This window comes from Ideonella sp. P3_A4 (assembly GCF_056403075.1).
The window spans coordinates 1-11,782 of the sequence record NZ_JBFUGE010000167.1; the positions used below are offsets into that span (position 1 = coordinate 1).

Below are 11,782 nucleotides of genomic sequence, written 5' to 3' on the forward strand. Positions count from 1 at the left end.
ATCCGGGCGGGCATGGCGGTGGGTATGGCAACCCGGGCCATGGCGGCTACGGCCCGATGGCCTCGTCCCGCTGAACCCAACCTGACCCGTCTCAGACAACGGCCGGTGCTTTTGCACCGGCCGTTGTGCTTTTGGGCCGTGTTCCGCCTGGCGGTGACCGCGTCACGGCTAGAAGAGACCGCTTCGCCCTGCATTTCCGGGCTCAAGAAAACGTTGCCGCGGCCGAAAATCTCTGTGAGAAGGATCGGCCTGTCGCGCGACGCAGGGGCCGGCAGCTGGCCGCCCCAGGCTGGCGCACACCACGGAAAACGCATGTTCAACATCACCCGACTGAAGATCGGCCAGCGGCTGGCACTTGGCTTTGGCGTCGTCATCGCCGTCTTTGGCGTCATGGCGGGCATGGCCTACATGCGCATCGGCGCGATGAGCGACGAAATCGGCTTGCTGGTGGGCGATCGCTATCAGAAGACCGTGGTCGCCGGGCAGATCAAGTCCGAGGTGAGCGAGGTGTCGCGCAACATGGGCAACATCCTGATCATGACCGAGCCCGGTCAGATCAAGAAAGAGCTCGAGAACATCGACAAGGTGATGAAGGCCAATGACGCGACCTTCGACAACCTGAAGACGCTGATCACCGACGAAGCCGGCCAGGAGCACCTGAAGGAAATCGCCGCACTGCGCGACAAGTTCAAGCCAGTGGCCGCTGCGTTTTCGCAATTGGTGGCCGAGGACAACAAGGACGACGCGATGGTGAAGTTCGTCTTCGCCATCCGCCCGGTGCAGCTGAAGTACTTTGCCGCGCTCGACAAGTTCATCAGCTACCAGCATGGCCAGATGGAAGAGGCGCGTGTCGCCTCGGCGGCGCAGGCCAAGCGTACGGGCTTGTTGATCCTGGGCATGGCGTTGGGCGCTGCGGCCTTGAGCCTGGGTGTTGCCTACCTGTGCACCCGCAGCATCACCGTGCCGCTGACGCACGCCGTGTCGATCGCCCAGCGTGTGGCCGCCGGTGACCTGACCAGCCGCGTGGAAGTCAAGACGCAAGACGAGACCGGCCAGCTGATGGCCGCGCTCGTCGACATGAACGAATGCCTGCAGCAGATCGTCGGCAACGTGCGCCAAGGCACCGAGTCGATCGCCGCCGCATCGGCCGAGATCGCCAGCGGCAACATGGACCTGTCGACCCGTACCGAGCAGCAGGCGGCCTCGTTGCAGCAGACCGCGCATTCGATCAAGGACCTGACGAACAACGTGCGCCAGAACGCCGACAACGCCCGCCAGGCCGACACGCTGGTGCGCTCGGCCTCCGAAGTGGCCAAGCAAGGCGGCGACGTGGTGTCGCAGGTCGTGCAGACCATGGGCTCGATCGACGCCTCGTCGAAGAAGATCGGCGACATCATCGGCGTGATCGATGGCATCGCGTTCCAGACGAACATCCTGGCGCTGAACGCGGCGGTTGAAGCTGCCCGCGCAGGTGAGCAGGGCCGTGGCTTCGCGGTGGTGGCGGGCGAAGTGCGCTCGCTGGCGCAGCGCTCGGCCGGCGCGGCCAAGGAGATCCGCACGCTGATCACCGACTCGGTCGAGAAGGTGGCGGTGGGCAGCAAGCTGGTGGCCCAGGCCGGCTCGACGATGGGTGAGGTGGTGGCCAGCGTGCGCCGCGTGACCGACATCATGAGCGAGATCAGCGCCGCCAGCCAGGAGCAAAGCGTGGGCATCGAGCAGGTCAGCCGCACCATCGACCAGATGGACAGCTCGACCCAGCAGAACGCCGCGCTGGTGGAACAGGCGGCTGCCGCTGCCGAATCGCTGCGCAGCCAGTCGCAGACGCTGGAACAGACCGTCAGCCTGTTCAAGTTGCACGACTGATCTGGGCGTCCTCGCCCGGCGCGAGCAGCAAACCAGACAACCGGCGTCCCCTCCCACACGCCCTGACAACCGCGGCCGTCCAGGCCGCGTTGTCGTTCAAGCGCAGGCCATCCAGGCCGCGCCATCACTGTTTCCCGGCCTTGACAGGCCGCCGGCCGCTGTGCCCTGATACGAGGCCGGCTGCGTGGTGGCCGCGTTCTCGTCTTTTGTCATTCCTTGCTGGAGTCCGCATGAAACTGAGTTTCGCGATCCCCCGCCTGATGGGTGGGCTGCTGTGCGCGATGGCGCTGGCTTTGCCGGCTGCGGCCGTCGAGGTCGAAGGCGTCAAGCTTGACGACAGCGCCAAGGTCGCCGGGAAGGACCTGAAGCTCAATGGCGCCGGCGTGCGCACGCGAGCCATCTTCAAGGTCTATGTGATGGGGCTGTACCTGCCCGAGAAGAAGAAGACCGCCGCCGAGGTGCTGGCGGTCGAGGGCCCGCGCCGTTTCACGCTGGTGATGCTGCGCGAGGTGAGTGGTTCGGACCTGGGCGAGGCCTTCATGGCCGGCCTGAACAAGAACACCGACAAGGCGGAGAAGAGCAAGATCGTCAACCAGATGGCGAAGTTCGGCGAGATGTTCACCACCGTCGAGAGCCTGAAGAAGGGCGACGTGCTGACCAGCGACTGGGTGCCCGGCAGCGGCACGGTGATGATGCTGAACGGCAAGGCCATGTCCGAGCCTTTGCCCGACATCGCGTTCTACAACGCGATCCTGAAGATCTGGCTCGGCGAGAAGCCGGCCGACACGACGCTGAAGCCCGCGTTGCTGGGCGAAAAGGCTTCGTGACCRCCGGCGGGCTTTCAGCGGCCCGCCCGATCAAGCCTTGCAAGGCGCCGCGCCGTCCCGCCAGGGCCGGTCGGCGCCTTTGTCGTTTCAAGCCTGGCCGCGCAGCCGCGCCACTTCAGCGGTCAGCATGCGATCGCGCCAGCCTTCGCCGCTGAGGTTCAGGAAGGTCACGACGCCATGGATGGTCAGGCCCAGGCCCCAGCCCCACAGCGGAAAGTGGCTCCACGGGCGGCCGCCGATCGCCTGGTTCAACAGGAACAGGCCCAGGTTGACCAGCGTGAAGACGAGGGCGTGGATGTAGAAGCCCGTCTTCATCGCGACGCGCTTGCGGGCGCGGCGCAGCAGGGCGGCTTCGGTTGCGTTGGTCGTCGCGCTGTCGATGTCGTTCCAGGTGTTCATGCGGGCCTCCGGTGTGGCTGGGGTTCGGGATGGCTGCATCGTCGCGCTGCCCGCCCGATGCCACCAGCCGGTTGCGACGCATGGCGATCGGCGTTCGCCAATGGCCGGCAGCGGGCGCGAACTGCGCCCCTGGCTCACATGCCCTTGAAGCGCGGCGCGTAGATGCGGCTGACGTTCAGCCGCTCGGGGCGATGGCGCAATACGAGCTGCACACGCCCCACCTCGTCGCGCAGTGCCTGCTCGATCTCGCGTGCCTGCACGACGGTGCCGCGGTGCACCTGCCAGAAGCGCTGCGGGTCCAGCTGAGGCAGCAGCTCGCGCAGCGAGGTGCGGATCAGGTGCTCTTGCGTCGCCGTGAGCACCCGCACGTACTTGTCGGCGGCCTCGAAATAGACCACGTCTTCGACCGGCACCATGTGCACCACCGAGCCGCTGGAAGCCTGGATCACGCTCAGCAACTGCGGTGCACTGCCAGCTACTGGCGCGCCCAGCAACTGGCGCAGCTGGCTGACCAGTTGCTCGCTTTCGGCCAGCGCGTGGCTGGGCGCACCACCGACAGGGCGGCGGCCCGCCACCAGACCGCGCAGGCGCTGGCAAGCCGCGGCCAGGCGCGCCGGCTRCACGGGTTTGAGCAGGTAGTCCACCGCGCTGGCCTCGAAGGCCTGCAGCGCGTACTGGTCGTAAGCCGTGATGAAGACGACCAGCGGCAGCGGCCGCTCGGCCGGCCAGTCTTCGACCACCGCCTGCGCCGCCTCCAGGCCACTGCGGCCCGGCATGCGGATGTCCAGAAACAGCAGCTCGGGTAGTTGCGCCAGGGCCTGCTCGATCGCGCTGTCGCCGTCCGGCGCGAGCGACACGATGTTCAGGCCCGGCCAGGCGCGCTTCAGCTCGGCTTGCAGGGCCTGGGCGAGCAGCGGCTCGTCCTCGGYGATCAGTGCGGTGGCGGGCAGCTGCGGGTCATCGGTGAAGGGCTGGGTCATGGCAGTCAAATGGAAGAAGATGCGTCGATGGCGGCCAACGGCCAGCGTAGCGTGACGACAGTGCCGCCGGCTTCGGCCGGGCCCGGTTGCAGCGACAGCGATGCCTGCGCGCCGTACAGCGTGGCCAGGCGTTCGCGCACCTGCGCCAGGCCGAAGCCTGTGCCGGCGGTGGCCACGGGGGCCGCCGGCTCGGCGCCGGCAGCTTGTGGTCCGACGCCGGTGTCTGCCACACGCAGCACCAACTCACCGGCTTCGGTGGCCGCCTGCACGTGGATCAGCCCGCCGCCGCGTTTGGGCTCCAGCCCATGCTTGATCGCGTTCTCGACCAGCGGCTGCAGCAACAGCGGCGGCACCGGGGTGCTGGCCAATGCATCGGGCAAGTCCAGCTCGACACGCAGTCGGTCACCCATGCGGATCTGCATCAGCGCCAGGTAGTCGCCCAGGCGCGAGAACTCGGCCGACAAAGGGTGCAGCGGCGCGCGGCTGGCGCCCAGCGTGGCGCGCAGGAAGTCGATCAGCCGGTCCAGCATCGCCTGGGCCCGTTCCGGGTCGAGGGCGATCAGCGCCCGCAGGTTGGCCAGCGTGTTGAACAGCATGTGCGGTTCGAGCTGCGATTCGAGCAGCTTCAGCCGCGTCTCGGCCGCCTGCCGCTGGGCGGCCTCGGCCAGTGCCTGCGCCGCCTGCAGCCGGCCCTTGGCGTGGTAGTAGTAGGTGATGCCGACGCCCGGCAGCAGCGAGATCAGCAGCATCGCGGCGCCCATCCCGATGCCCTCGCCGAACGCGTGACCTTGCCGGCCGATCAGCAGATTGCCCAGTTGGGAGCCGAGCGTGATGCCGGACAGCGTGCCGAAGACGAGGCAGGCCGACATCCAGCCCCAGCCGGGCCAGTCGGCCTGTGCCTGGGTGCTGGCCTGCGGCTCGTGCCGGTAGACCCAGGCCGAGGCGAAGTGGCGCAGCACATCGATCGAGACGCTGCAGCCCATCGAGATACACCAGGAATAGACCAGCGTGTGCCAGGAGCTGCGCCGAAACAGCAGCATCAGCATCACCGCCACGCCGGTGCCCAAGACCAGGGCGTAGCCGACGTGACGCAGCGAGCGCAGCGCCCAGGCACGCAGCGGCAAGGCGGCTGTCGGCGGCGCGGAAATCGATTGTTCAGCCATTGCCGCGATTGTCGGCGCCGAGGGACTGGCCGGTCAGTCCCGGCGCGACAGGCGGCACCCGGCTGGCGCCAAGCCTGGGCGCGGCGACGCGAGCGGTGGGGCGGATGAATCCGGGCCGGCGTCGGCTGCGTATGTCTTTCCTGAGGCCGCGCTGCCGTTGCGCGGCTGACCGAGGAGACACCGATGACCCGCTTTGCCGAAGTCCGCCACGAAGAATGGATCGCCGCCGACCTGTCGCTCGTGAAAGCGCAGTTTGCGGACCTGGACCACCACATCCAGGCCAATGTGCACCCCAAGCTGAGCTTTGAGGTGCTGCACCAGTCGCCTCGGCGGGCGCGCTACGTGCAGCAGGTCAAGCTGCTGGGCATCCGCCAGCGCGACGTGTTCGAGCGCGAGTTCGGCGCTGCCGGCAGCATGACAGACACCTCGGTCGAAGGTTTCAACAAGGGCGGCTCCATTCACTTCGAGTTCCGCGCCGAGACCCGGGGCGCCCGTGCCGGCACGATGGTGGAGGTCACCGTCCGACTGCCGCTGCCGCCGGTGATCGGCGGCCTGATCCGCCCGCTGCTCGAAGGCCAGGTCCGCAAGGAGCTGCTGGCGGCCGTCGCCGAAGACAAGCACGACCTGGAAGTGCGCGGCTACACGCCCCGGATGCCGGTGCGGCCGACGCTCGCGCAGGCCGCCTGAGCTCCCACTGCCAGGGACTCAGCGGCGACGTCGCGTGCCGCCGCCACCGAGGATCGAGCCCAGCACGCCGCGCACGATCTCGCGACCGACGGCCGAGCCGACCGAGCGCATCGCGCTGCGGGCTGCCGATTCGGCCAGGCCTTCGTGGCGGCCGCCGCGAGGGCCGGTGCTGCCGAACAACACGCCGCTCAAGCTGCCCCACAGGCCACCACCCGCCGGCTCGGCGCCGCCTGTCGACGCCGTGGGCGTGGGGCTGCCACGGGTGGCGCGTTCGGCCTCGTCGGCCATCGACTGGGCGTTGTCGGCGCTCGCCGCCGCGCGGCCCTTGAGCTTTTCGTAGGCGGATTCGCGGTCGACAGTCTTTTCGTAGACGCCGGCCACCAGCGAGCCCTGCAGCAGCGCCTGGCGCTGGGCCGGCGTGATCGGGCCGATCTGGCTACCGGGCGGCAACACGAACACCCGCTGCGTGATTTCGGGCCGGCCCTTGGCGTCGAGAAAGCTGATCAGGGCTTCACCGACCGCCAGCTCGCTGATCGCGGTGGCGATGTCCAGCCCCGGGTTGGCGCGCATCGTCTCGGCCGCTGTCTTGACGGCTTTCTGGTCGCGTGGCGTGAAGGCCCGCAGCGCATGCTGGACGCGGTTGCCGAGCTGGCCCAGCACCGTGTCGGGCACGTCGAGCGGGTTCTGCGTCACGAAGTAGACGCCCACACCCTTGCTGCGCACCAGGCGAACGACCAGCTCGATGCGCTCGACCAGCGCCGCGGGGGCATCCTTGAACAGCAGGTGCGCCTCGTCGAAGAAGAACACCAGCTTGGGCTGCTCGACGTCGCCCACCTCGGGCAGGGTCTCGAACAGCTCCGACAGCATCCACAGCAAGAAGGTGGCGTACAGCCGCGGCGCGTTCATCAGCTTGTCGGCGGCCAGGATGTTGATCACCCCCTTGCCATCCACCGTCTGCATGAAGTCGGCGATGTTGAGCATCGGCTCGCCGAAGAACTTGTCGCCGCCTTGTTCTTCGATCTGCAGCAGTCCACGCTGGATGGCGCCCACGCTGGCGGCGCTGACGTTGCCGTATTCGGTGGTGAACTGGCTGCCGTTCTCGCCGACGTACTGCAGCATCGCGCGCAGGTCTTTCAGGTCCAGCAGCGCCAACCCATGGTCGTCGGCGATCTTGAACACCATGTTCAGCACGCCGGACTGGGTTTCGTTCAGCGCCAGCATGCGGGCGAGCAGCAACGGGCCCATGTCGCTGATGGTGGCGCGCACCGGGTGGCCGGCTTCGCCGAACACGTCCCACAACATGGCGGGGCAGGCGAAGGATTCGGGGGTATCAAGACCGCGCTCTTTCAGCACGGCCGCGAGCTTGTCGCCCACGTGGCCGGCCTGGGTGATGCCGGTCAGGTCGCCCTTGACGTCGGCCATGAAGACCGGGACGCCGAGTTTGGAGAAGTTTTCCGCCAGCGTCTGCAGCGTGATCGTCTTGCCGGTGCCGGTGGCGCCGGTGATCAGCCCGTGGCGGTTGGCCAGGCCGGGCAGCAGGTGGCACGCAGTGTCGCCATGCTGGGCGACGAGGATGGGTTCGGCCATGAGAGGACTCGCAGAGGGACTGAGGTGGCTGGGCCGCCTCAGTCTATCGGAGTCGCAGGGCCGGATTTACTTGGCGACTTCGGCCGGCGGCTGTTCGGTCGTGCCGGTGGCCGTGGCGGCGTTCTCGACCGACTTCTTCGGGCGTCGGCACGAGGCCGAGAGGCGGCTGCCGGTGTTGGTCTCGCATTCGACGGAGACCATCGCGCGGGGCGCCGCAGCGGTGGTTGATCCGGACTCCGTGGTCGCCGGCGCCGACGAGGCGCACGCGCTCAGCAGGGCGATGGTGCCGGTCAGCAAAGCCAAAGAAAGGGCATGGCGTTGAGAACGCATGGGGATACCTCCATGGATTATGGTGATGTTGAACAGCGGCGCTGCCATCGGGCGCACCGCTGGACATTCATGGTAACTTGTTACGTCGTTGACCATGTTCCGCTCAATTCTCAAGCTTCTTCAGGGAAAACGAAAAAGCGGCGGGCGCGAACGCCAGCCGCTTGGACACCGGTGATCGATGCCGGCTTAGTTGCCGCCGGGCATCGGCTGGTGACGCTGCATTTCACGCACCGCTGCCGTGTTGTTGGTCGACTTGACCAGGTTCGAGCAGGTGGTGGCGATGCGGCTGCCGGTGGTGGTGGCGCACTTCTGGCGCGACGGATCCGGGATGTCGGCCTGCGAGACGGTGGGCTCGGGCTCCGGCGGTGCTGTCGCACAACCGCTCAACAGAGTTCCTGCGCAAAGCAACAGGGCGGGGATGACAGACAGCTGGCGCATTAGGGTTACCTCCAGTATGTATAGGGGTGGCATGGGCCGCACTGGTGGCGCGGCCCTGCGCGCCTCGTTCATATTAGCGCGCGCACCCCCTACTGCGTCAACGTCACCATGTGCGCTTGCACCTGGGTCGAAGTCTGCGGCGTCAGCGTGATCACCACACGTGGTAGCTGTTGGCGGCGAAGTTCATTGCCGGCACCAATACGGTCGCGGTGGTGACTGGCACTGCGGCCGCACTGACGGCGGTGGCCAACAGGACGACGGCGCTGGTGGCCTTGCTCTTCTGGAACAGCTGTGCCCGCACGGCGTCGCCGACCAGGTCCAGGTACTGCAAATGCAGGTAGTTCCAGGTCGGCACCGCAGTCGCAAACGAGTCCAGCACGTTGCAGACATAGACCAGATTCGCCGCCGGTGCCAAGGGCGCGCGGACATAGGCACCGCTGGTCGGGATGGTCGCAGTGCCGAGCGTGCTGGAGTTGATCGGCACGCAGGCGCTGGCAGCGCTTTGCCAGTCATCGAATGAAGGCAGCGTGTGCGCCAGCGGTGGTGGCGGCGAGCGCGCAGGTGGCCAAAGCGCGGGCCAGCCGGGCGGGTGGGAAGCGGGTGTTCATGGCGTGCTCCTTTGCTGACACGGGACTCACGGGGAGACGATGCAGTCGGTCGGCGTCAACCACATCGCGCCGATCTGTGCGCGGCCGGCCAACGCCGTCTTGCTCAGCACCGCTTCGACGAAATAGGTCTTGTGCGAAAAGTCGAACTCGTGGGCGATACATCGGAAGGTCGACTGCGCGCTGCTGCTGGGTGCCACGTTGTTGCTGTCGAGCACTTCCAGCGTGGCCAGTGCACCGTTCGAGCGGTCGTAAGAGCGCAGCCGCAACTGCACCCGGCCCGACGCGCCGTTGTCGATGAAGCGCATGCCGAAGGCGAAGGAGCTGAGGTTTGGCGGCGGCACGAACAGCCCATCGACCGCGGTGATGTTGTAGTGCAGCGTGGCTTCACCGCTGCTGGCGTTGAACGGCACGCGGGCCCAGTTGATCGAGTGTTCGACGCTGGCCTGCTGGCTCGGGTTGACGGCGCCGGCCGAGCCGATGCTGGTCCAGCTGCGTTCGGTCTGCGCGCAAGCCGAGCCACAAATCAGGGTAGCGGCCAGCGACAGCAGAGTGGGGGTCAGGCGAAGGTGGAAGGACATGGTGGTCTCCGGTAGGGGTTGGGACAAGCGAGGCCGATGCATCGACCGGCCTTCACTTTTGTCCCGACTGCCCTACCGATTGCCTTCCGATCTCGCTGCAGGCGCGGGGGCGTGTGCCCCTAGTTCGTCAGCATCACCATGTGGGCCTCGGCAGGCAGCGAGGGCGGCGCCATCTCGATCGTCACGTAGTAGGCGTAGCGCTTGAAGTTCAGGCTGGCAGGCAGCGCCACCGTGGCGACCTTGACCGTGCTGGACTGCAGGCTGCTGACGCTCGTCACCAGGCTGACCGTGCCGCTGGCGCGGCTCTTGGCATAGAGCGTGGCCACGATGCTGCCGCCGTTGGCGTTGGGGTCCAGCGCCTGCAGCTTGAAGAACTTCCAGCTCGTCGCTGCGGCCACCAGGTCGTCCGGGTTCCAGACCGGGCAGAAGTAGGCGACCGGCGGGTTGCGGCCGGCGCGCACATAGCCGCCGGTCAAGCTGGTCAGGCCGAGCTGCAGCGACTGCGGTGAATCGGGCACGCAGGTCGGCGCCACGGTCAGCCAGTCGGCCGTCGCGTGGGCTTGTGGGTGCAGCGCGGCCAGCGCCAGCGCGGCAGCAGCCAGGGACAAGGTGGTGTGTGACATCGGGGCCTCCTGAAGTCTCTTGGGTGGTGGGGTGGGGCAGCGGACAGCTTCCCGGTGCCCGTCTTACCGATGCCCTACCGCTGCCCCACCGAGCACCCTCGAAACTGGGGAGGCGCCCGACGATCAGGGCCGCCAGGCCGGCAGCCCCAGCTCCAACGCCAGGCGGCGAGTGTCTTCGGACGGGCCGATGCCGGCCGCCACCGCCAGCATCGTGCAGCAGGCGCGCCAGGCCCGCAACGCTTCGGCGTGCTGGCCCAATTGGCTGTGCAGCCGCATCAGGCGGCGGCTCAGGGATTCGGCCAACGGCTCGACGTCCAGCGCGCGTTCGTACAGTTGCACCGATGCCACTGGGTCCAGCGGCTCCATGTGCGAGGCCAATTGGGCGATCGTGATGACGAAGCGCTGGCGATAGCGCTGGCGCGCCGCCTGCACCCAGTCGGCGTCTTCACCGACCAGGAACGGGCCGCGCATCAGGCCCAGCAACTGTTGGCCCCAGCCGCGCAGTTGGGGCAACGACGCGGCGTGAGCCGAGCCGATCTGCTGCATCAGCCCATGCAACGCGCCGACGTCGCTCCAGGCCCAGCGCGGGTCCAGCGACAACCGGCCGCCTTCCAGGTGCACCAGCCGCGGGTCGTCCAGCATGCGGCGCAGGCGCAGCAATGCCACGTCGAACGACTTGCGCTGCGCGCCGGGGTCGGCATCCGGCCACAGCCAGTCGAGTGCAGTGGCCACCGGCAGCGGGCTGTCGCCATGGGCCAGCAGCGCGCGCAGCAGGTCCAGCGGGCGCTGGGCGGTCTTGCCGACGCTGCGGGCCAGCGGCGCGTCGTTGAGCGTGGCTTCGAACTCGCCAAAGCTGCGCAGCAGCAGCGGCCAGGGCCAGCAGTCCAGGGCAGAGTCGGGGCCGGGTAGGGCGTGCAGGCGCACGAAGCGCCGCACGAAGGCGGGCTCGACGTCGTTCGCCAGCGCGAGCCGCGCCAGATCCGCCATCACGTCGGGCAGCCACCAGACGGCGGTGGTGCGAAAGCCTCGTCGCGCCCCTTCGGCCCAGGCCGCGCGCAGGTCGGCCAGCGCGTCGTCACCACGCCCCAGGCGCTGCAGGCAGGCGGCGCGCATCAGCAGGGCGGTGAAGACCAGCAACTCGGCGCCGATCGGCCGGGCGGCGGTCAGCGCCTGCTCGAAAGCGGCCAGCGCCGCGGGCGTGTCGCCGGCCACCAGCAGCGCCTGGCCCAGGCTCAGCGCGTGGGTGGCGGTGCGAAACGGGCCGCCGATCTCGGCCGAGTTGTCCAGCGCGGCGCGCGCCAGCTCGATGGCCTGCGCCGTATCGCCGCGCAGCAGCGCGAGCCCCGCATGGAAGTGCCAGTAGTGCGTCTGATCAGCTTGCGGCCCGCGGTCCAGCACCGGGCGCATTGCGTCGAGGTGGGTCTGGGCCGCCTCGGCGTCGTGCCCGGCCAGCGCCAGCGAGGCGCCATGCGCATGCAGTGCGTACTTGTGCTGGCGCAGGCCGTGCTGGCGCACCAGCTGCAAGGCCGTGTCGATGGCCTGCTGCCCGCGCTCGGGTTGCGCGGCGTAGCGGGCGTGGGTGGCCAATGTCTCCAACCAGACCAGCGCTTCGCCCGGCAGCAGGCCGCTCATGTCCAGCCCGGGCAGGGCGTCGACGATCAGGCTGGCGCGGCTGAACTCGCCGCGCCACAGGTGGTAC

The 11,782-nt window shown here is 68.2% G+C and carries 13 protein-coding genes; 3 read left to right on the forward strand and 10 right to left on the reverse strand.

The features are described from left to right. Positions 1-312: 312 nt before the first annotated feature. Positions 313-1,863 (forward strand): methyl-accepting chemotaxis protein, encoded by a 1,551-nt coding sequence (locus AC1DYI_RS15990; protein ID WP_477205118.1) that lies wholly within the window; start codon positions 313-315, stop codon positions 1,861-1,863. Positions 1,864-2,093: 230 nt separating this feature from the next. Further along, on the forward strand, positions 2,094-2,690 hold the full coding sequence (locus AC1DYI_RS15995) for a chalcone isomerase family protein (protein WP_477205119.1): 597 nt from the start codon (positions 2,094-2,096) through the stop codon (positions 2,688-2,690). Positions 2,691-2,777: 87 nt separating this feature from the next. Here AC1DYI_RS15995 and AC1DYI_RS16000 read toward each other — a convergent pair whose 3' ends face one another. The 3 genes from AC1DYI_RS16000 to AC1DYI_RS16010 form a co-directional block, all read right to left on the reverse strand. After that, a complete protein-coding gene (locus AC1DYI_RS16000) occupies positions 2,778-3,089 on the reverse strand; it encodes a 2TM domain-containing protein (RefSeq protein WP_477205120.1) in 312 nt (103 codons plus the stop codon). 134 nt (positions 3,090-3,223) lie between these two features. Continuing rightward, the gene (locus AC1DYI_RS16005; protein WP_477205121.1) at positions 3,224-4,069 is read right to left on the reverse strand and encodes a LytR/AlgR family response regulator transcription factor; all 846 of its coding nucleotides are present in this window, start codon (positions 4,067-4,069) and stop codon (positions 3,224-3,226) included. A gap of 5 nt (positions 4,070-4,074) precedes the next feature. Next, positions 4,075-5,232, reverse strand: coding sequence for a sensor histidine kinase (locus AC1DYI_RS16010; RefSeq protein WP_477205122.1), 1,158 nt, complete (start codon positions 5,230-5,232; stop codon positions 4,075-4,077). Between the two features lie 183 nt (positions 5,233-5,415). Here AC1DYI_RS16010 and AC1DYI_RS16015 point away from each other — a divergent pair, with 183 nt between their 5' ends. Then, positions 5,416-5,919: a hypothetical protein gene (locus AC1DYI_RS16015; RefSeq protein ID WP_477205123.1), complete on the forward strand. Its 504-nt coding sequence runs from the start codon at positions 5,416-5,418 to the stop codon at positions 5,917-5,919. An 18-nt stretch (positions 5,920-5,937) separates the two neighbouring features. Here AC1DYI_RS16015 and AC1DYI_RS16020 read toward each other — a convergent pair whose 3' ends face one another. The 7 genes from AC1DYI_RS16020 to AC1DYI_RS16050 all read right to left on the reverse strand — a co-directional run. Further along, positions 5,938-7,506 carry a helicase HerA-like C-terminal domain-containing protein gene (locus tag AC1DYI_RS16020; RefSeq protein WP_477205124.1) on the reverse strand — a complete coding sequence of 523 codons (1,569 nt, stop codon included), beginning with the start codon at positions 7,504-7,506 and terminating at the stop codon, positions 5,938-5,940. Between the two features lie 66 nt (positions 7,507-7,572). Further along, complete coding sequence (locus AC1DYI_RS16025; protein ID WP_477205125.1) at positions 7,573-7,932, reverse strand: hypothetical protein; 360 nt, start codon at positions 7,930-7,932, stop codon at positions 7,573-7,575. A 90-nt stretch (positions 7,933-8,022) separates the two neighbouring features. After that, positions 8,023-8,274: a hypothetical protein gene (locus AC1DYI_RS16030; protein ID WP_477205126.1), complete on the reverse strand. Its 252-nt coding sequence runs from the start codon at positions 8,272-8,274 to the stop codon at positions 8,023-8,025. Positions 8,275-8,425: 151 nt separating this feature from the next. Continuing rightward, complete coding sequence (locus AC1DYI_RS16035) at positions 8,426-8,758, reverse strand: hypothetical protein (RefSeq protein ID WP_477205127.1); 333 nt, start codon at positions 8,756-8,758, stop codon at positions 8,426-8,428. Between the two features lie 150 nt (positions 8,759-8,908). Next, entirely contained in the window at positions 8,909-9,460 is a 552-nt protein-coding gene (locus tag AC1DYI_RS16040; RefSeq protein ID WP_477205128.1) for a hypothetical protein, read from the reverse strand. A gap of 119 nt (positions 9,461-9,579) precedes the next feature. Then, entirely contained in the window at positions 9,580-10,083 is a 504-nt protein-coding gene (locus tag AC1DYI_RS16045) for a hypothetical protein (RefSeq protein WP_477205129.1), read from the reverse strand. A 123-nt stretch (positions 10,084-10,206) separates the two neighbouring features. Next, positions 10,207-11,782: AfsR/SARP family transcriptional regulator (locus tag AC1DYI_RS16050; protein ID WP_477205130.1), on the reverse strand; the 1,576-nt coding region annotated here is incomplete at its 5' end.

Bases quoted from the DNA above. Each gene is read 5' to 3' on its own strand.
- AC1DYI_RS16030 (WP_477205126.1), bottom strand. From the start codon at position 8,274: ATGCGCCAGCTGTCTGTCATCCCCGCCCTGTTGCTTTGCGCAGGAACT.
- AC1DYI_RS16045 (WP_477205129.1), bottom strand. From the start codon at position 10,083: ATGTCACACACCACCTTGTCCCTGGCTGCTGCCGCGCTGGCGCTGGCC.
- AC1DYI_RS16000 (WP_477205120.1), bottom strand. From the start codon at position 3,089: ATGAACACCTGGAACGACATCGACAGCGCGACGACCAACGCAACCGAA.
- AC1DYI_RS16040 (WP_477205128.1), bottom strand. From the start codon at position 9,460: ATGTCCTTCCACCTTCGCCTGACCCCCACTCTGCTGTCGCTGGCCGCT.
- AC1DYI_RS16015 (WP_477205123.1), top strand. From the start codon at position 5,416: ATGACCCGCTTTGCCGAAGTCCGCCACGAAGAATGGATCGCCGCCGAC.
- AC1DYI_RS15990 (WP_477205118.1), top strand. From the start codon at position 313: ATGTTCAACATCACCCGACTGAAGATCGGCCAGCGGCTGGCACTTGGC.
- AC1DYI_RS16010 (WP_477205122.1), bottom strand. From the start codon at position 5,232: ATGGCTGAACAATCGATTTCCGCGCCGCCGACAGCCGCCTTGCCGCTG.
- AC1DYI_RS16025 (WP_477205125.1), bottom strand. From the start codon at position 7,932: ATGGTCAACGACGTAACAAGTTACCATGAATGTCCAGCGGTGCGCCCG.
- AC1DYI_RS15995 (WP_477205119.1), top strand. From the start codon at position 2,094: ATGAAACTGAGTTTCGCGATCCCCCGCCTGATGGGTGGGCTGCTGTGC.
- AC1DYI_RS16020 (WP_477205124.1), bottom strand. From the start codon at position 7,506: ATGGCCGAACCCATCCTCGTCGCCCAGCATGGCGACACTGCGTGCCAC.